Source organism: Clostridium ljungdahlii (genome assembly GCF_001636845.1).
Taxonomy (GTDB): domain Bacteria; phylum Bacillota; class Clostridia; order Clostridiales; family Clostridiaceae; genus Clostridium_B; species Clostridium_B ljungdahlii_A.
In genome coordinates, this window is the sequence record NZ_LITT01000006.1 from 61,045 (window position 1) to 80,800 (window position 19,756).

The following is a 19,756-nucleotide window of genomic DNA, read 5'->3' on the forward strand; positions in this document are numbered from 1 at the left end:
AAAAAGGATGATAAATAGTCGAAAATAGACGGTAATCGGTAAGTGGTATTTACATAATAAAGTTAACAAAGCAACTGAATTTTGTTATTATAATATAAGGGGTGCTATTATATTTTTTAGAAATAAAAGTTCAAATAGCTGGTTTCTACTAGTTCTCATAGATAATTATACGAGGAGTGATATACTTTGATTTACCTTAAATTGCTTCAGAACATGGCCTTAATTGCTTTATCTGCATATATGTACAATCATTCTAGTGTTTTAAAACAATTAATTAAAGACGAATTGGGAACCGTAGATAAAATTTTACTTGTAATATTTTTTAGTACTTTAGGTATTTTAAGTAATTATACGGGTGTAAACGTAGAACCAGTTAATAATATTAAGTCAGAAACTATGGCTTTGGGGTATCTGGGAATGCATGATGCTATAGCTAATACAAGACCTATTGCAGCCATAGTTTCTGGATATATTGGAGGACCATTAATTGGAGTTATAGTAGGATTGATCTCAGGAATTCATAGGTATGCTTTAGGTGGTTTTACTGCTGTTGCTTGCGCTATTGCAACTATAGTAGAAGGGTTTATAGGAGGTATTGCAAGAAAATATTCCAAGGATGAAAGCCTCAATGTAAAACACGCATTTTTTGCTGCCATAGTTGCAGAATGTTTTCAAATGATAATAATTTTAATATTTGCAAGACCTCTTATAAGTGCACTTATATTAGTAAAAATTATAGCTGTCCCGATGATACTTATAAATTCATTAGGTACTGTTATTTTTATAAGTATAATAAAAAGTGTTAAGGAAGAATATAATAAAGTTGGAGCTATAGAAGCACAAAAGGCTTTAAACATTGCAAAGAGAACTGTAAAATATATGAGAAAAGGACTTGGTGAGGAAACAGCTAAAAATGTATCAAGAATAATATATGAAGTAGCAAATATTGATGGAATACTTATAGGGGATAAAAGTGATATTTTGACTTGCTCTGTTAAAAACATAAATAAGATAAGATTAAGAGAAAGTATATATAAGTGTGATAAATTTCCTGTTTATAAAATCATAAATGAAGGACAGATGTTTTTTGTGTGTGCACCATTTAATATACCAAACTCTGGTTTTGAAGGAGTGCTGGGACTTGGATTGAAGTCAAAAAAAGATATTAACAATTATTTTATACAATTTGTACAGGAACTAAGCGATTTACTCTCTAACCAGATAGAATTATATAAACTAAATAAATTGGCAGAAGAAGCATCCATAGCAGAATTTAAAGCACTAAGATCCCAGATACAACCTCATTTTCTATTTAATGCTCTAAATACCATATCGTCATTTTGTAGGACAAACCCCTCTAAAGCTAGGGAACTTATTATAGATTTATCAAATTATTTTAGACAAACTTTAAAGAGAGAAGAAGATTTTGCCTATTTAAAAGATGAATTAGAATTTACTAAATCATACATTTCTATTGAAGAAGCTAGATTTGGAAATAGACTGAAGTTAATTATTGATATACCAGATAAAATGATGACAGCGAAAGTTCCTGCGTTCATACTACAGCCTATTGTAGAAAATGCTATAAAACATGGAATACTACCCAAACCTGAAGGTGGTAGTGTATATCTTAAGGCATCTTTTAAGGATAAAGACATATTGTTTTCAGTAGAAGATACTGGGGTAGGTATGAGCAATGAAAGATTAAATGAAATTTTAACTAAATGGCCTGGAATAGGATTGAAGAATGTAAATGAAAGATTAAAACTATTATATGGGGAAGACCATGGACTAAGTATAAAGACTTCTTTAAATAATGGAACTAAAATTAGTTTCCTCATATCAATGAAGGAGGTTTCATTGGCAAATGGATAAACTAAAATGTGTTATTGTAGAAGATGAGATTCCTGCTGCGGAGGAATTGAATTATATAATATCAAAATATGAGGATTTATATATAGAAGGAATTGCATACGATGGTAAAAGTGGACTAGATCTTATAAAAAATAGAAAGCCAAATGCTGTATTTTTAGATATAAATATGCCTTTAAAAAATGGTATTGAATTGGCAAAAGTTATTAAAGAATTTGATAAATCAATAGATATAATATTTGTTACTGCTTATGAACAATATGCAGTTCAGGCTTTCGAAATATATGCTCTTGATTATGTGCTTAAACCTTTTGATGAAAAAAGAATAGCTGTTACTATAAGAAGATTAATTAGCAAATGGCATGAAAAAAGTTCAGAAAATGAAAAAATACCTGATATATTAAATGAAATAGTAAGTAAAATAGACAAAGAGAGCAATTTGGTAAAGAGAATTCCTTGTGAGAGGCAAGGAAAGATAATATTAGTAAATGTAAAGGATATATATTATTGCTACATAGAAGATGATAAAACCTACGTTAAAACTAGAAATGACAGGTATCTGGTTGGAACAACTCTTTATCAGATAGGAGAGAAAACTAATTTTTTTAGATGTCACAGGAGCTACCTGGTAAATATGGATAATATAAAAGAATTATATTCTTGGTTTAATGGAACTTACAAACTGGTTATGGATGATCAAGAAAAATCAGAAATTCCTATAAGCAGAAGTAATGTAAAAAAGTTGAGAGAATTGCTTAAGATATGAACTATAGAGTTTCTAAGTAAAAAATTAAATTGTGAAAAGGAGAAATGTATTATGGCATTAGTAAATGTAAGTCTTCAAGTATTACCTGTAGTGAAGGATAAGGATTTGTATGGTGTTGTTGATAAGGTTATAGAGTATATAGCTTCTACTGGGGTAAAGTATGAAGTAGGACCTATGGAAACTACTATGGAAGGTGAATTGAGTGAACTTCTGAAAATAGTAGAAAAGTCTCAAAGTATATGTGTAGAAGCAGGTGCAGAGAGAGTTGCATCTGTAGTGAAAATAGATTATAAACCAACAGGAGTAACAATGAAAGAGAAAATTGGTAAGTACAGATAGTTAGCAATTGCTATATTTAAGAAGGGATGAAAAATGATGAACATTAAAAACATAGCAGTTTTAGGAACTGGAACTATGGGACATGGTATAGCATTACTTTCTGCAAAGGCAGGATTAAATGTAGTTATGTATGGCAGATCTGATGCAAGCCTGGAAAGAGGATTTAACAATATAAAATCTAGCTTAAATAGTTTAGAGGCTGCAGGAAAATTGTCAGATGAAGAATGTGAAGAAATTTTAAGTAAAATAAAAGGTGTTAAAACAATTCGAGAAGCTGCCAAAGATGCTGATTTTGTAATAGAGGCATTAGCTGAAAATTTAGAGTTAAAACAGAATATCTTTAGGCAGTTGGATGAAATTTGTTCACCCGATGTAGTTTTAACTAGTAATACTTCAGGACTTAGTCCAACAGCTATAGCTAAAAATACAAAATACCCTGAAAGAGTGGCAATTGCTCACTTTTGGAATCCACCACAGTTGATCCCATTGGTAGAAGTAGTACCAGGAGAAAAAACATCACAGGATGCGATGAAAATAATCATGAACTGGGCTGAATTTATAGGTAAAAAAGCTGTTCGCATGGAGAAGGAATGTTTGGGGTTTATAGGGAATAGACTTCAGCTTGCACTCCTTAGAGAAGCTTTGTATATAGTAGAACAAGGATGGGCAAAACCAGAAGAGATAGACAAAGCTATGGAATATGGACATGGGAGAAGATTACCTGTTACAGGCCCATTATGCAGTGCAGATTTAGGGGGCTTAGACATATTTCATAATATATCTACATATTTATTTAAAGATTTATGTAATTATACAAAACCTTCTAAGTTAATGCAGGATAAAGTTGAAGCTGGAAATTTAGGAAGTAAGAGTGGACAAGGGTTTTATAATTGGACACCAGAAACTTTAGAAAAGAAACAAAAAGAACGTACAGAAGTACTTTTAGACTTTTTAGAGAGAGATTCTAAGGAGAAATAGATTTTTTTAAATAGCAAAGTACAAAGTTCAAATATCAAATAAGGATAATTTTCTTCCTAACATCAGAAAATAAAAATAATGCGAAGCAAAGCTTCGCAAGTTAAGAATTAATAGTTAAGAATTAATAGTTAAGGATGATTTTTAGCTCTCGCAAAAAATATTTAAATTTATATAAATCAGCAATGTTTCGATTTAGCGAAACGAGTGATGAAAAGCTTAATCAAAGATTTTTTGTAGTGTAACGGAAAAAAATCCACATTAACTATTAATTCTTCATTATTAGCTATTAATTCAAAATAGCTTATGAACATAGTAGGAGGATTTTGAATGATACTTATAAAAAACGGATATGTAATTGATCCATTGAGCAAATTAAATGAAAACATGGATATTTTAATAGATAAAGAAAATGTAGTAAAAATTGCTAAAAACATAGATGAAGAAAATGTAGATAAGGTTATAGATGCCTCTTCTTGCATAGTTGCTCCAGGTTTTATAGATATACACAGTCATTTTAGAGATCCTGGTTTTACATATAAAGAGGATATATTTACTGGAGCAAATGCAGCTGCAAGAGGAGGATATACAACGGTTATATGTATGGCAAATACTAAACCGGTGGTAGATAATGTTGAGACTTTAAATTATATACTTAACAAGGCTAAGATGGCAAGAATTGAAGTACTTCAAGTAGCTTCTATAACAAAAGGAATGGTTGGAAAAGAAATTGTAGACATGAAAAAGTTAAAGGAAGCTGGAGCAGTAGGATTTTCTGATGATGGTAAACCAATTATAAGTTCAAAAACAGTAGTTGAGGCTATGAACATGGCAAGGGAGCTTGATGTAGTTCTTAGCTTTCATGAAGAAGATCCGGAACTAATAAGTGAAAATGGAATAAATTCAGGGAAAATAGCAGACGCATTAGATATAAAAGGTTCTCCAAAAGAAGCAGAAAATGTGCTTGTTGCAAGAGATGCAGCACTTGCAATATCAACTAAAGCAAAAATTGATATTCAACATATAAGCTCTGGTTTATCTGTTGAACTTGTTAGATGGGCAAAAGGAATGGGTGCAAATATAACGGCAGAGGCAGCACCACAGCATTTTAGCATAACGGAAGAGGAAGTCTTGAAAAAGGGAGCAAATGCAAAAGTGAATCCACCTTTGAGAATGGAAAGTGATAGAAAGACTATAATAGAGGCACTGAAAGACAACACAATTGAGATAATAGCTACAGACCATGCACCTCATTCAAGGGAAGAAAAAGAAGGTGAGATTTCTAAAACACTAAGTGGAATGATAGGACTTGAAACTGCACTTTCTCTTGCAATTTCAAAGTTGATTAAACCAGGATATTTAAGCTATATGGATGTTGTAGAAAAGTTTACTGTAAATCCTGCAAGATTGTATAGATTGGATAGGGGATATATAAAAGAAGGACATAGGGCAGATATTGTAATATTTAATCCTGAGGAGGAATATGTGGTAAGTAACTTTTATTCTAAGTCCTGTAATTCTCCTTTTATAGGTGAAAAATTGTATGGAAAAGTGAAGAGAACAATATATAAGGGAACTATTGTGTATGAAGACGAGAAATAGTGTACTATCTGAGAAATAAAGGATAGATAAACAGAGTTCTTGGCATCAGATGGAGTTTTGACTCCACCTGATGCTTAGAAATCGTTATCCAGGGACGTAGCTGCTCTTTACTCCCACCTTGGAGAGGTGGGAGTATTAGAGCAGGTAGTCATCGGATAAAAAGTGAAATGCCTCAAAATAGAAGTAATAAATGCCAAGTTGTAAAAAGTATAAATTAAAGATCATGTATATGAGCCTTGCTTAATTAAAAGAAGCAGGGCTTTAATTATGAAATCATGTTTCCTGCAAGTTGATTTTTTCAACTAAGATCAACTACAACTCCATTTACGGGAAATAGGCCAACATCTAAAATATTATTAGAGGCGATAGAAGAAAATGAATATTTTAATAAGGTAGATAAATGATTTGAGGATAATAATTGTAATGGAACAAATACTCGTATAGATGAGACAACAATCAAGAAAAAAACTGAAAGAAAGGTTAGGTGAAAAAAGTGAATGCAATAAATATAAAAAACCTTAAAAAATCTTATGATGGGCAGATTAATGCTTTGAATAATATAAGTCTAAGTATACCAAAAGGCGAGATATTTGGATTTCTTGGACCTAATGGTTCAGGAAAAACCACTACAGTTAGAGTTCTTAATGGAATTCTTTCAGCAACGTCAGGATATGCTGAAATTTTAGGGATACCTGTGGAAAAAGATAATATTGAGATTCATAGATTATGTGGGGTTATGACCGAAAGCTCTTCCTGCTATGAGAACCTTACTGCTGAGCAAAATTTAATATTTTTTGGCAAAATGCATGGAATGGATGAAAAGTTGCTTAATGAACGTACTGATTTTATATTGAAAAGGCTGGAGTTATTAGATGTAAAAAATAAGAAGGTAAAATCTTTCAGTACGGGAATGAGAAAGAGAGTTTCTCTGGCTGTAGCATTAGTTCATAATCCTAAGATTCTATTTCTTGATGAACCTACTTCTGGTTTAGATCCAGAAAATGCATTAAATGTTACAAGGCTTATAAAAGAACTTGCAGAGGAAAACGAGGTTACAATATTTCTTTGTACCCATCAATTGAAATATGCTGAAGATATCTGCACACTATATGGTTTTATAAATAATGGAAGTATTCTGGGGTTAGGTACATTTGATGAACTTGCTTTAAGGAAAAATGCAGATCTTCAATTAAAAATTAGAGGAAAAAATATTTCGGAAAAACTTGGATTTATTCATGAAGGTAATGATATATATAGCAAATCTATTTTAGGAGACAAGGAGGTAAATACTCTGATACAAGGAATACTGGCAAGCGGTGGGGAAATTTATGAGGCGATGCAGAAGAAATGGTCACTAGAACAACTTTACTTTAAATATATAAAAGGCACATCTCGTGATGTAGCTTTATAAGTCTGGAGGGGTTAGGGTATGAATATAAGTGAAAAAGCATTGATCTATAAAGATATAAATGAAATAATAAGTTCAAAACGTGTTATTATGCCTATGACTATTGTACCGATTATTTTGATTGTAATCATACCATTAGGAATACTTATTGGTGCGAACTTTATTGGAAATGATTCGAGTATGCTTACAAAAATGGCTCCTCTCCTAAAAAAATTGCCTCCTGAATATGCAGCATATACTCCAGCTAAGCTTTTAATAAAAGTAAGCATAGACTTTATGTTTCCGTCATATTTTCTTATAATTCCAATAATGTGTTCAGGAGTTATTGGAGCCAGTAGTTTTGTGGGAGAAAAAGAGCATAAAACTCTGGAGTCTCTGCTTTATACACCAATATCTATGGAACAACTGCTTAGAGCTAAAATCTTAGGCGTTTTTGTACCATCTTACATCGTGACTTTCATTTCATTTATAGTCTTTGGCATCATATGTAATATAGGTGGTTTCATCTATTTTGGAGGACTTATTTTTCCAGACATAAAATGGATCATAATCATACTTTGGATTTCACCTGCGATCAATTTATTATCACTAACCTTTACTGTTATGGTATCGGCAAAGTCAGAAACCTTCCAGGAAGCACAGCAGGTAAGCGGCCTTCTTGTCATTCCAGTGATTCTTGTATTAGTAGCTCAAATGACAGGTATACTTTTACTCAATAACCTTGTAATGCTTATAGCAGGTGGTGCTCTTTTAGTACTTGATTATCTATTGATAAAAAGGATTTCCTCTAAATTTATTCCTGAGAAATTGATCTAAATAGCTGTTTATAATTTTTAAATGTATTTTAAGTTTCATGATATACTGAAACTGATTGTGGTGCAATTATAAAATTATGCATATATTTTCATTTGCTAATATTTGCTAATATAAGATCTTTCAGTTGATACAATTTATATCTGTTTTTAACTTAAAAATAAACTTATACGTAAAATATGCTAACAAAATTGAAGGTACATTTAAAAACTTTTTAGTAAGTCTTAGCGAGGTATTTTACAAACCTTAGAAGCTTAGATATGTCTGAGGTACGAGTTTATCTAAGCTTCTTTAGATTTCAAAATACCGAGCTTTAGACTTATTAAAAGTTTTTAACGTAACGAAATTTGTTAGCATATGGTTAGTATAAGTTTATTTTTGTGTAGAAACTCTATAACATTTTATCCCAATCAGCGTATAAAATTTCTATTTCATTTTGTGTATCTGAAAGTTCCTTGTTTACAGCACTGCTTTTTTCAGGATTAGAATAAACTTCTTCTAGGCACAGTTTTTTCTGAAGTTCAAGTACGTGATCTTCCAAATTTGAAATTTCTTCTTCAATATTTTTAACTTTAGATTTCTTCTCACGTTTAGACTTTTCAAAGTCTCTTTTCTTTTTTTTCTCATGTTGTATTTGAGTTTTAGTCTTTGAACTTTGTTCCTCTTCCATTTCAAATCTCAAGGGATTCTTTTTCTTTTCCACATAATAGGTGTAATTACCTAAGTATTCTTTTGCACCATTCTCATTTAATTCATATATTTTATTGACGGATTTGTTTAAAAAGTATCTGTCATGGGAAATTACAAGCACGGTGCCATTGTAGTTTAATAAAGCTTCTTCTAAGGCTTCACGGGACGATATATCAAGATGGTTTGTAGGTTCATCTAAGAGTAAAAAATTAGATTTAGACAATATAAGCTTTAATAGATTTATCCTGCATTTTTCTCCACCACTTAAAGAAGATATTTTTTTAAATACGTCATCTCCTGTAAATAAAAAGCTGGCTAGAGCATTTCTTATTTCTGTAGTGGTAAGCTTTGGAAAACTGTCCCATACTTCGTCTATAATTGTTTTTTCAATATTTAAGTCAGATTGTTCTTGGTCGTAGTAGCCTACCAATACATTTTTACCTAATTTGCAAATACCATCATCTTGTTTTAATTTGCCTAGAATTATTTTAAAAAATGTAGTTTTGCCTCTACCATTTTCACCAATTAGAGCTGTTTTTTCTCCTTTTTTTATATCAAAATTTAAATTTTTAAACAATAGCTTTTTATCAAAACTTTTACTCAAGTTCTCTACGTGAAGTACGTCATTTCCACTGTTTATCTGAGTTTTAAATGTTATGCCTTTAATTTTTTCATCTTTGTCAGGAGCAGCTAGTCTATCAATTTTGTCTAACATCTTTTGTCTGCTTTCTGCTGCCTTTATGCTTTTTTCCCTATTAAAAGATCTATATTTTTCAATGATTTCTTCTTGCTTTTTTATTTCTATTTGCTGCATATTATAGGCTTTTAGCTGGACTTCATAATTTTTTTGTTTTAACTCCAAAGAAGTAGTATAATTTCCGCTATAAAAATTTATATGGCCGTTTATGAGTTCCATAGTTGACTGGGTTATAGCATCTAAAAAGTATCTATCATGAGATATTATTATGATAGTACCTTTATAGGATTTTAAATATTCTTCTAGCCATTCTATAGCTTCTAGATCCAGGTGGTTAGTAGGTTCATCTAAAAGAATGATATCAGGTTTAGATAAAAGAAGTTTACAAAGTGCAACCCTTGTTTTTTTCCCACCGCTTAGCACAGTTATAGGATCGTGAAATTCATTTTCTTGAAAACCTAGTCCACTTAAAACTCTGTTTATTTCAGCTTTGTAGGTATAGCCACCCCTGTTTGTATAAATCTCTGAACAGGTGGTATATTTATCTATCAATTTATTTCTATACTCTTCATTTTTGGCATCGTAAGGTTCGTTCATCAAGGCTTCTAATTTATTTAACTTATTTTCTAAATTAATTAGATCCTGAAACACAGTAAGCATCTCGTCATATATAGTATTTGAAGAATCCAATGACAGATGTTGAGTTAGATATCCAACTGTTTTAGCTTTATCTATAAATAAATTTCCGCTGTCATAATTTATTTTACCTGTTAAAATATTAAATAAGGTAGATTTGCCAGCTCCATTTGGTCCAATTAATCCTACTTTTTCTCCATCATTTATGTTGAAAGTTATATTTTCAAGTATAATTTCTATTCCATAACTTTTATGAATATTATTGCAACTTAAAACAACCATTAGTAACACCTTCCTTAATCATTAACATTTTACTATGTATAGTAACTTTTTTGTAGTCCTATGTTATAATTATAATTAGAAAATTATGATATGAAATAATTGTTGGTTTAAATTTATTTTAAAAAAGAAATTATAGTTAACTTTTAGACATATTTCTAAGTATTAAGAATGTATATAAATTAACAATGGCTGCTACTGATTATTATTTAAGAATGTTAATTAAGAATGTTAAAAGGTAACTAAAAAAGTGAGTACTATGTTGTATAAATCATGTAAATAATTAATATAATTTACATATAAGTATATTGATTTATGTCTTTATGAATAAGATAATTAAATATATATCAAAGTAGTTTATTTAGATACAATATTGGTATTCTAAAAATCAAAAAGTATTTAAGAGAAATCAAAGAATATATAAGAAGGTGTAGTATGGATAAAAAAAAGAATATATCAATGGCTGTTATAAAGAGATTACCAAAATACCACAGGTATTTAATGGATTTAATGAAAAATGACGTAGATAGAATATCATCTAAGGAATTAAGTGAAAAAATAGGGTTTACAGCTTCACAAATAAGGCAGGACTTAAACTGTTTCGGAGACTTTGGACAACAGGGATATGGATATAATGTAGGTGAATTATATGGGCAAATATGTAATATACTTGGCCTTACAAAAACTTATAAGACTGTTATAATAGGTGCAGGTAATATAGGTCAGGCCATAGCTAACTATACTAGATTTGAAAAAATAGGTTTTCGATTAGAAGCTATTTTTGATATAAATCCTAAACTTATAGGTATTAAAATTAGGGATATCGAGATAAGGGATATAGATTATTTAAATGAGTATTTAAAGGAAAATAGTATAGATATAGGAGTTATATGTGTACCTAACAATAATGCCCAAAGGGTTTGTGATATTTTAGTCAAAAACAAAGTTAAAGGTATTTGGAATTTTGCTCCTGTAGATTTGGTTACCCCAGAAGATATAAAAATTGAAAATGTTCATTTAAGTGATAGTTTATTAACATTGACATGTCTTTTAAATGATATAGATTAAAACTTAAATGAATTATTCAAGTTAGAAAATTCATTTATTAAAAATAAATTTAAATTATAAATATTTAGTAAAAATGAACAATATTATGAATATAGTTTATATTTTTAACATATTGTAATTGTTTTCTTGTGCAATTTTAATAATTATATGATATAATTATATAGGTTTATATTAGGTCAAATATGAGTTGAGAAAGGGGCAAAAAGCCGTTTAGTCAGATGTATCTTATTGGGGGGTATTTACTGATGCTGTAGGGTGAATTTCATCCGAATTTACGCCCTCGGAGTGGAAGACCGAACGAAAGTAGCTAATTAGCAAAATCGGACACTATGAAAGGGGAAATAGTCATAGATCTTATGATTTATGTACTAAAAAAATGGCATAAAAGTATGTACAAGATTGTTAACAAAAAAGAGTTATCACCAAACATATTCTTAATGGACATTGAAGCACCAAGAGTTGCAAAATCCTGTTTGCCAGGACAATTTATTATAGTCAAAATGGATGATAAAGGTGAAAGAGTACCTCTTACTATCTGTGATTATGATGCAGAAAAAGGAACAGTTACTATAGTATTTCAGACATTAGGAGCTTCAACTAAAAAAATGGCTAGATATGAAGTTGGAGAGTATTTTGAAGATTTTGTTGGGCCACTTGGACATTGCTCAGAACTTGTAGAAGAAGATGTTGAAGAACTTAAAAAGAAAAACATAATATTTGTAGCAGGCGGTGTAGGTACTGCACCAGTTTATCCACAGGTAAAGTGGCTTCATGAACATGGGGTAGCTGCAGATGTTATAGTTGGATGTAAATCAAAAGATTATTTGTTATTTGAAGATGAATTAAAACCGATTTGTGGAAATTTATATATAGCAACTGATGATGGAAGTTATGGATATAAGGGCTTTGTTACAGATCTTTTAAAAGAGCTTATTGACAAAAAAGATAAAGAATACGATTATGTAGTTGCCATAGGACCTATGATAATGATGAAGTTTATAACTCAAGTTACGAAACAATATGGGATTAAAACAATAGTAAGTTTAAACACTATAATGGTAGATGGAACTGGAATGTGCGGAGCTTGTAGGGTTACTGTAGGGGGAGAATTAAAATTTGCCTGTGTAGATGGACCTGAATTTGATGGCCATCTTGTAAATTTTGATGAAGCTATGAGAAGGCAGGCTATGTATAAGACTGAAGAAGGAAAGAAACTACTGAAAGAAGAAGAAGGGGACACTGGAAGTAGGGAAGGAGAAAAGTGTAGAGCAGAAGAAAAATTTGAAAGAATGAAAAGAGTACCTATAAAGGAACAGGACCCTAAAGTTAGGGCTACCAATTTTGATGAAGTTTGCTTGGGATACACTGAAGAAGAAGCTGTAAAAGAAGCTTCAAGATGTTTGAATTGTAAAAAGCCTATGTGTGTTACTGATTGCCCTGTTACAATATCTATACCTAAGTTTGTTGAACAGGTAAAAAATGGCAATTTTGAAGAAGCTGCTAAAATAATAGCAGAATCAAGTGCACTTCCTGCTGTATGTGGAAGAGTATGTCCTCAGGAAACTCAGTGTGAAGGCAAATGTGTACTTGGCAAAAAAGGTGATGCTGTTGCGATAGGTAAACTGGAAAGGTTTGTAGCAGATTGGTCAAGAAAGAATAATATCGACCTATCTAATACTTTACCTAAGAATGGCAAAAAAGTAGCTGTTGTAGGAAGTGGTCCTTCCGGACTTACTTGTGCAGGAGATTTAGCAAAGCTTGGATATGATGTTACTATATTTGAAGCACTTCATGAAGCAGGTGGAGTACTTGTATATGGTATTCCAGAATTCAGACTTCCAAAGGATACTGTAGTAAAACATGAAGTTGAAAATGTAAAGAAATTAGGAGTAAAAATAGAGACAAATGTAATAATTGGAAGAACTGTTACTATAGATGAACTTGTAGAAAAAGAAAAATTTGATGCTGTATTTATAGGCTCAGGAGCAGGACTACCAAGATTTATGGGAATACCTGGAGAAAACTTAAATGGAGTATTCTCTGCAAATGAATTTTTAACAAGAAATAATTTAATGAAAGCATTTAAAAAAGACTATGCAACTCCTATAAAAGTTGGCAAAAAAGTAGCTGTAGTAGGAGGCGGAAACGTAGCTATGGACTCTGCAAGGACAGCTCTAAGACTTGGAGCAGAAGTATACATAGTATACAGAAGATCCGAAGCAGAACTTCCAGCAAGAGCAGAGGAAGTACATCATGCAAAAGAGGAAGGAATTAAATTCAATCTTTTAACTAATCCTGTAGAAATATTAGGAGACGAAAAAGGTTGGGTTAACGGAATACGCTGTGTTAAGATGGAACTTGGAGAACCAGACCAATCAGGACGAAGAAAACCAGTTAAAGTAGAAGGTTCAGAATTTGATTTAGATGTAGATACTGTAATTATGGCTCTTGGTACTTCACCAAATCCACTTATATCATCTACAACAAAGGGACTTGAAATGAATAAGCGTAAATGCTTAATAGCAGAAGAGGAGACTGGACTCACAACAAGAGAAGGAATATATGCAGGTGGAGATGCAGTAACAGGTGCTGCTACTGTAATACTTGCAATGGGTGCAGGCAAAAAAGCTGCTAAGGCTATAGATGAATATCTGAAAAAATAATTATACATTAAATAAAGAAGCTGTACCAGATTTCTGGTATAGCTTTTTTAATATTCATTGAAAATTATCTTAATAAAATGGTATACTATCAGAAATAAGCATACGATTTTGATGAAAATTTTATGGAGAAAAGGAAGTATAATATGGATTTTAATTATGTAGAGGATTTTGAAAATGGGATTATAATAAAAAATGTTCGAAATTTTGAATTAGCCCATATATTTGAATGCGGGCAGTGTTTTAGATGGCATAGAGAAGAAAATGGCAACTATATAGGTGTAAGTTTTGGAAAAGTAATAGAGGTAGAAAAAAGGGGAGAGGATGTGATTTTATATAACACATCTCAGCAGGACTTTAAGGAAATTTGGGCAGATTATTTTGATTTGTATAGAGACTACAATGAAATAAAAAATATACTTAGTAAAGATCCTGTTTTAAAGAAGGCTATAGGATTTGGAGAAGGAATCAGATTATTAAAGCAGGATCCCTTTGAACTGGTAGTTTCTTTTATAATATCTGCTAATAATAGAATTCCAATGATACAGAGGGCTATAAAAAATATAAGTAAAAAATGGGGAGAGCCTTTAGAATATAAAAACAAGGTTTATTACAGCTTCCCTAAAATAGATAAATTAAAAGAAGCCACTTTAGAGGAACTTGCTTCTTGTGGAACTGGTTTTAGAAATAAATATATTAAAGATACTGTATCAAAGATTTATTATAATGGAACTAAAACTAAAGAAAATTACGATGAAAAATATGATATTAATTGGATTAAAAATCAAGAGGATGAGGTATGCCATAAAGAACTTCAAAAATTTATGGGTATAGGCCCTAAAGTATCAGATTGTATTATGCTTTTCTCTATGCAGAAATACTCTGCATTCCCTGTAGATGTATGGGTTAAGAGAGCTATGAACTATTTTTATCTGGCACCAGATGTATCACTAAAAAAGATAAGGGATTTTGGAATAAGCAAATTTGGTAAGTTGTCAGGATTTGCACAGCAGTATTTATTTTATTATGTTAGGGAAAATAACATAAGGTTGTAGAATAGCTATATAAATGCTAAAGATTCAGTGAAAAATTATTACTCTTTGCCTGTATCGTTTTTTAAATGTAATCTGTTTAAATTTATTTGTTAAATGAATATTGAAAAACCATTGATATATAAGAACAAATTGCATGATAAAATGTGTTACACCTACTGTTACATTTTATATTTAAAACTGTTATAATAAAATAAACAGTTTATAAAGTGTATCAGGAGGAAAACATAAGATGAAAGATTTTGAAACACCCTTAAAAAAACTAAAGTATTTGGTGCTAAAGGAGGTTTCTTCTTTAGCAAGGGAAAATAAATTAACTGAAAAAGAGTTGAAAAAAATACCCTATAAAATAATTTTCGGTGATAAAGAAGAGTATAGATGCTGTGTGTATAAAGAAAGGGCTGTTGTATATGAAAGGGCTCTTTTGGCTTCAGGATTTGTTCCAACATATAATACTACATTGGATCTAAAGAAAATTGTAGATAGAGAACATATAATGTATGTTCTTTCAGCTGCCTGTGATAAATGTCCTATATATAAATATCATGTGACAGAGGCTTGCAGGGGATGTATCCAACATAAATGCATGGAAGTGTGTCCGGCAAAAGCAATATCCAAGGTAGATGGAAGGGCTCATATAAATCAAGATATTTGCAAAGAGTGCGGTATGTGCAAAAAAGTATGTCCTTATAATGCCATTGCAGAAGTAATGAGGCCTTGTAAAAAGTCTTGCCCAACTGGAGCCTTGGAAATAGACTCAAAAAACAGGATGGCAATGATAGAAAAAGAAAAGTGCATTAATTGTGGTGCCTGCATGGCGGCATGTCCATTTGGAGCTGTATCAGATAGAAGCTATATTTCTGAGGTAACTAAGGCACTTATGGGTAAGAATAAAGTGTATGCAGTAGCAGCGCCTGCTATAACAGGACAGTTTGGATGCAAAGTTACAGTAGGTCAGGTAAAAGATGCATTTAAAAAAGTAGGATTTGAAGATATGTTGGAAGCAGCTTGTGGGGCTGATGCAGTAACTGTAAATGAAAGCAATGAATTTGTAGAAAGAATGAAAAATGGCGATAAGTATATGACAAATTCATGCTGTCCTGGATTCATGGGTTATATTGAAAAGGAATTTCCAAGTGAAGTAGCAAAAATATCAGGCACGGTTTCACCAATGATTGCAGCAGCAAGGGCGATTAAAAATCAGAATAAAAATGCTGTAGTAGTTTTTGTAGGACCTTGCACTGCCAAAAAGTCCGAGATAACTAAAGAATCAATAAAAGAAGCAGTAGACTATGCTGTGACTTTTGAAGAAATAGCGGCCTTGTTTGATGCTTTTGATGTTGATCCAGAAAATTGTGAAGATATACCGGTAGATGATGCCTCCGTGTATGGAAGAGGATTTGCACAAGATGGAGGTCTTACAGCAGCTATAGAAAATTATATAGGAGAAGAGAAAATAGATATTCAATTTGATCCTGTAAAGGTAAGTGGAAAAGATGAGATAAAAAAAGCCATGACTTCGGCTAAAATTGGGAGACTTCCGGGTAATTTTATAGAGGGAATGATGTGTGAAGGTGGATGTATTGGGGGACCGGCTACTATGATTTCTTCTATGAAAGCTAGAGGACAATTGATTAAATTTAGTAAACAATCTGATAAAAAATCCGTGCTTTCTAATGAAAAACTTGAAGAATTTAAAGATGTAGATCTTGAAAGATAAAATCTATATTCATATTGTTAAGTAAAATTTAATAAATTATACAAAAAATTATGATAAGATTTAAAGTATATAACAGAGCTAATTGAATACAATGAATACTAATTATATTAAACTAGGTGATATAGATTGAAAAAATTAAAAATAATATTAAAAAAATATAAATCTTATATAGTGCTAGCAATTATATTGTTTATATTAATTGTAGCTGCATATGAATATTATAATAAATACATGTATATATTTAGAGATCCAAATAAAATAAAGGATTGGATTATGTCCTATGGCAAATATGGAGTAGTAGTATTTCTATTTATTCAATTTTTGCAGGTAGTTGCTTTTTTTATACCTGGAGAGATTGTCCAAATTGCAGGAGGATATATATATGGAACGTTGTTTGGAAGTATCATATCAATTTTAGGCATAACTTTTGGCAGCATGGCAGCTTATAGTATATCTAGAATTTATGGGAAGCCGCTTGTAAACAAAATAATATCTGACAAAGATTTGAAATTTTTTCATAAAATGTTGAACTTGGGCAGTATAAATTTTATAGTGTTTTTGTTATATTTAATTCCAGGAATACCTAAGGATGTTCTAGCTTATATATGTGGAATATCGAACATTAGCTTTAAACATTTTATACTTTATTCCACTTTAGGAAGGCTGCCTGGAATAATTATTTCAGCCTATTTTGGATCAAAAATATATACTGGAAATAAAATAGTTCTTATATTAATAGGAATTACAATGACACTTTTATTTGTAATAGGGGTGTTAAAAGGAGAAAAGATATTAGTTAAGATAACAAAAAATAAAACTTCAGAAAGCGATAAACAACTTTAATTGTATTGTTTATCGCTTTTTTAATAAATTTTAAATATTCTGTATACATAAGGCCTAATTGGAAAATAATAATAGGTATGGTTTTACATATAAAGAATTTGTATATAAATATATATATGAAATTAATAGTAATAAGGCGAAATAGCTACATAATTAAAGTATAATCAATATTTTTACTGTAAAATAGGTTAATAACTGGTAAATTTAAATTTGAAAATATAAATGCTATTCATTATTATAATAATTGTATTAGCACTCATAATTAATGAGTGCTAACAATGAAAGCTAAAAACTAATTTTAAATACATTTAAAATATTTTTAAGGAGGGGTTTAGATGAAAATTAGACCACTTGGAGACAGAGTTGTAATTAAAAAATTAGAAGCTGAGGAAACTACAAAAAGCGGTATTGTTTTACCAGGAAGTGCTAAAGAAAAACCACAAGAAGCAGAAGTTGTGGCAGTAGGAATTGGTGGAACAGTAGATGGAAAAGAAGTTAAAATGGAAGTAAAAGTAGGAGATAAAGTATTATTCTCCAAATATGCTGGAAATGAAGTAAAAATAGATGCACAAGAGTACACTATTTTAAAACAAGATGACATATTAGCTATAATTGAGTAGTTAATTAATTGAGAAAGAAAAATAAGTATCTATATAACAGTTAGTTGTAAGGAGGGTTTTTTATGGCAAAAAGTATTTTATTCGGTGAAGATGCAAGAAAATCAATGCAAGAAGGCGTAAATAAGTTAGCAAATGCAGTAAAAGTTACACTTGGACCTAAGGGAAGAAATGTAGTACTTGACAAGAAATTTGGTTCACCACTTATCACAAATGATGGTGTTACAATAGCAAAGGAAATAGAATTAGAAGATCCATATGAAAATATGGGAGCACAGCTTGTAAAAGAAGTTGCTACAAAGACAAATGATGTAGCAGGAGATGGAACAACTACAGCTACTTTACTTGCTCAAGCAATAATAAGAGAAGGATTAAAAAATGTTACAGCTGGAGCAAATCCAATGCTTATAAGACAAGGCATAAAGATAGCTGTAGATAAGGCTGTAGAAGAAATAAAGAAAATTTCAACAACTGTAAAAGGAAAAGAAGATATAGCAAGAATTGCAGCTATATCAGCTTCTGATGAAGAAATAGGTAAATTAATAGCTGATGCCATGGAAAAGGTAGGCAACGAAGGTGTCATAACTGTTGAAGAATCAAAAACTATGGGGACTGAATTAGACGTAGTTGAAGGTATGCAGTTTGACAGAGGTTATTTAAGTCCATATATGGTTACTGATTCAGAAAAAATGGAAGCTGCAATAGAAGATCCATATATCTTAATAACAGACAAGAAGATATCAAATATTCAAGACATATTACCATTACTTGAGAAAATAGTTCAACAAGGAAAGAAATTACTTATAATAGCTGAAGATGTAGAAGGAGAAGCACTTGCAACTTTAGTTGTAAATAAGTTAAGAGGAACATTTACTTGTGTAGCAGTAAAAGCACCTGGATTTGGTGATAGAAGAAAAGAAATGCTTCAGGATATAGCAATACTTACTGGAGGACAGGTAATATCAGAAGAATTAGGAAGAGATTTAAAAGAAACTGAATTAGAGGATTTAGGAAGAGCTGAATCTGTAAAGATAGACAAAGAAAATACTACTATAGTAAATGGACGAGGAGATAAAAAAGCTATAGCAGATAGAGTATCACAGATTAAGGTTCAAATAGAAGAAACTACTTCAGATTTTGATAAAGAAAAACTTCAAGAAAGACTTGCAAAACTTGCAGGTGGAGTAGCTGTAGTAAAAGTTGGAGCAGCAACTGAAACTGAATTAAAAGAGAAAAAATTAAGAATAGAAGATGCACTTGCGGCTACAAAAGCAGGTGTTGAAGAAGGTATGGTACCAGGAGGCGGAACTGCTTATATAAATGCAATTCCAGAAGTTGAAAAATTAACTTCAGATATACCAGATGTAAAAGTTGGTATAGACATAATAAGAAAATCATTAGAAGAACCAATTAGACAGATATCAAGCAATGCCGGCGTTGAAGGATCAGTAATAATCGAAAAAGTTAAAAATAGTGAAGTTGGCGTTGGATATGATGCATTAAAGGGCGAATATGTAAACATGGTAGAAAAGGGTATAGTAGACCCAACTAAGGTTACAAGATCAGCACTTCAAAATGCAGCATCCGTAGCAGCTACATTCTTAACTACAGAATCAGCAGTTGCAGATATTCCAGAAAAAGCACCTGCAGGTCCAGCACCAGGAGCACCAGGAATGGGCGGAATGGAAGGAATGTATTAATTTAAAAGCAAATATAAAT

At 31.2% G+C, this 19,756-nt stretch carries 15 protein-coding genes; 14 read left to right on the top strand and 1 reads right to left on the bottom strand.

All coding sequences use genetic code 11. The features are described from left to right. The first annotated feature begins 186 nt into the window (after positions 1 to 186). The 7 genes from WY13_RS03365 to WY13_RS03395 all read left to right on the top strand — a co-directional run bounded on the left by WY13_RS03365 (position 187) and on the right by WY13_RS03395 (position 7,778). Positions 187 to 1,875, top strand: coding sequence for a LytS/YhcK type 5TM receptor domain-containing protein (locus tag WY13_RS03365; protein WP_063554301.1), 1,689 nt, complete (start codon positions 187 to 189; stop codon positions 1,873 to 1,875). Further along, positions 1,868 to 2,638 (top strand): LytR/AlgR family response regulator transcription factor, encoded by a 771-nt coding sequence (locus WY13_RS03370; protein ID WP_063554302.1) that lies wholly within the window; start codon positions 1,868 to 1,870, stop codon positions 2,636 to 2,638. The genes WY13_RS03365 and WY13_RS03370 overlap by 8 nt, the downstream gene beginning before the upstream one ends. Before the next feature lie 51 nt (positions 2,639 to 2,689). Next, positions 2,690 to 2,977 carry a thiamine-binding protein gene (locus tag WY13_RS03375; RefSeq protein ID WP_063554303.1) on the top strand — a complete coding sequence of 96 codons (288 nt, stop codon included), beginning with the start codon at positions 2,690 to 2,692 and terminating at the stop codon, positions 2,975 to 2,977. A 36-nt stretch (positions 2,978 to 3,013) separates the two neighbouring features. Next, positions 3,014 to 3,955, top strand: coding sequence for a 3-hydroxyacyl-CoA dehydrogenase family protein (locus tag WY13_RS03380; protein WP_063554343.1), 942 nt, complete (start codon positions 3,014 to 3,016; stop codon positions 3,953 to 3,955). Positions 3,956 to 4,282: 327 nt separating this feature from the next. Continuing rightward, a complete protein-coding gene (locus tag WY13_RS03385) occupies positions 4,283 to 5,554 on the top strand; it encodes a dihydroorotase (protein WP_063554304.1) in 1,272 nt (423 codons plus the stop codon). Between the two features lie 493 nt (positions 5,555 to 6,047). After that, positions 6,048 to 6,965, top strand: a complete 918-nt coding sequence (locus WY13_RS03390; RefSeq protein ID WP_156498955.1) for an ABC transporter ATP-binding protein — start codon at positions 6,048 to 6,050, stop codon at positions 6,963 to 6,965. A gap of 18 nt (positions 6,966 to 6,983) precedes the next feature. After that, positions 6,984 to 7,778 (top strand): ABC transporter permease subunit, encoded by a 795-nt coding sequence (locus WY13_RS03395; protein WP_063554306.1) that lies wholly within the window; start codon positions 6,984 to 6,986, stop codon positions 7,776 to 7,778. Positions 7,779 to 8,166: 388 nt separating this feature from the next. Here the strand turns inward: WY13_RS03395 and abc-f are convergent, their stop codons facing one another. After that, positions 8,167 to 10,080, bottom strand: coding sequence for a ribosomal protection-like ABC-F family protein (gene abc-f / locus WY13_RS03400; protein WP_063554307.1), 1,914 nt, complete (start codon positions 10,078 to 10,080; stop codon positions 8,167 to 8,169). A gap of 432 nt (positions 10,081 to 10,512) precedes the next feature. Here abc-f and WY13_RS03405 point away from each other — a divergent pair, with 432 nt between their 5' ends. The 7 genes from WY13_RS03405 (at position 10,513) to groL (ending at position 19,737) form a co-directional block, all read left to right on the top strand. Beyond that, positions 10,513 to 11,145, top strand: coding sequence for a redox-sensing transcriptional repressor Rex (locus tag WY13_RS03405; RefSeq protein WP_063554308.1), 633 nt, complete (start codon positions 10,513 to 10,515; stop codon positions 11,143 to 11,145). Positions 11,146 to 11,534: 389 nt separating this feature from the next. Next, positions 11,535 to 13,808 (top strand): bifunctional dihydroorotate dehydrogenase B NAD binding subunit/NADPH-dependent glutamate synthase, encoded by a 2,274-nt coding sequence (locus WY13_RS03410; protein ID WP_063554344.1) that lies wholly within the window; start codon positions 11,535 to 11,537, stop codon positions 13,806 to 13,808. Between the two features lie 143 nt (positions 13,809 to 13,951). Beyond that, positions 13,952 to 14,860, top strand: a complete 909-nt coding sequence (locus WY13_RS03415) for a DNA-3-methyladenine glycosylase family protein (protein ID WP_063554309.1) — start codon at positions 13,952 to 13,954, stop codon at positions 14,858 to 14,860. 229 nt (positions 14,861 to 15,089) lie between these two features. Then, entirely contained in the window at positions 15,090 to 16,577 is a 1,488-nt protein-coding gene (locus tag WY13_RS03420; protein WP_063554310.1) for a 4Fe-4S dicluster domain-containing protein, read from the top strand. A 126-nt stretch (positions 16,578 to 16,703) separates the two neighbouring features. Beyond that, positions 16,704 to 17,420, top strand: coding sequence for a TVP38/TMEM64 family protein (locus tag WY13_RS03425; protein WP_063554311.1), 717 nt, complete (start codon positions 16,704 to 16,706; stop codon positions 17,418 to 17,420). A gap of 335 nt (positions 17,421 to 17,755) precedes the next feature. Continuing rightward, entirely contained in the window at positions 17,756 to 18,040 is a 285-nt protein-coding gene (gene groES, locus WY13_RS03430) for a co-chaperone GroES (RefSeq protein WP_013240324.1), read from the top strand. 62 nt (positions 18,041 to 18,102) lie between these two features. Beyond that, on the top strand, positions 18,103 to 19,737 hold the full coding sequence (gene groL, locus WY13_RS03435; protein ID WP_063554312.1) for a chaperonin GroEL: 1,635 nt from the start codon (positions 18,103 to 18,105) through the stop codon (positions 19,735 to 19,737). The last annotated feature ends 19 nt before the right edge of the window (positions 19,738 to 19,756 follow it).

Coding starts and splice junctions, on each gene's coding strand:
- WY13_RS03380 (WP_063554343.1), top strand. CDS start 3,014: ATGAACATTAAAAACATAGCAGTTTTAGGAACTGGAACTATGGGACAT.
- WY13_RS03420 (WP_063554310.1), top strand. CDS start 15,090: ATGAAAGATTTTGAAACACCCTTAAAAAAACTAAAGTATTTGGTGCTA.
- WY13_RS03395 (WP_063554306.1), top strand. CDS start 6,984: ATGAATATAAGTGAAAAAGCATTGATCTATAAAGATATAAATGAAATA.
- abc-f (WP_063554307.1), bottom strand. CDS start 10,080: ATGGTTGTTTTAAGTTGCAATAATATTCATAAAAGTTATGGAATAGAA.
- WY13_RS03370 (WP_063554302.1), top strand. CDS start 1,868: ATGGATAAACTAAAATGTGTTATTGTAGAAGATGAGATTCCTGCTGCG.
- groL (WP_063554312.1), top strand. CDS start 18,103: ATGGCAAAAAGTATTTTATTCGGTGAAGATGCAAGAAAATCAATGCAA.
- WY13_RS03375 (WP_063554303.1), top strand. CDS start 2,690: ATGGCATTAGTAAATGTAAGTCTTCAAGTATTACCTGTAGTGAAGGAT.
- WY13_RS03385 (WP_063554304.1), top strand. CDS start 4,283: ATGATACTTATAAAAAACGGATATGTAATTGATCCATTGAGCAAATTA.
- WY13_RS03410 (WP_063554344.1), top strand. CDS start 11,535: ATGTACAAGATTGTTAACAAAAAAGAGTTATCACCAAACATATTCTTA.
- WY13_RS03405 (WP_063554308.1), top strand. CDS start 10,513: ATGGATAAAAAAAAGAATATATCAATGGCTGTTATAAAGAGATTACCA.
- WY13_RS03415 (WP_063554309.1), top strand. CDS start 13,952: ATGGATTTTAATTATGTAGAGGATTTTGAAAATGGGATTATAATAAAA.
- groES (WP_013240324.1), top strand. CDS start 17,756: ATGAAAATTAGACCACTTGGAGACAGAGTTGTAATTAAAAAATTAGAA.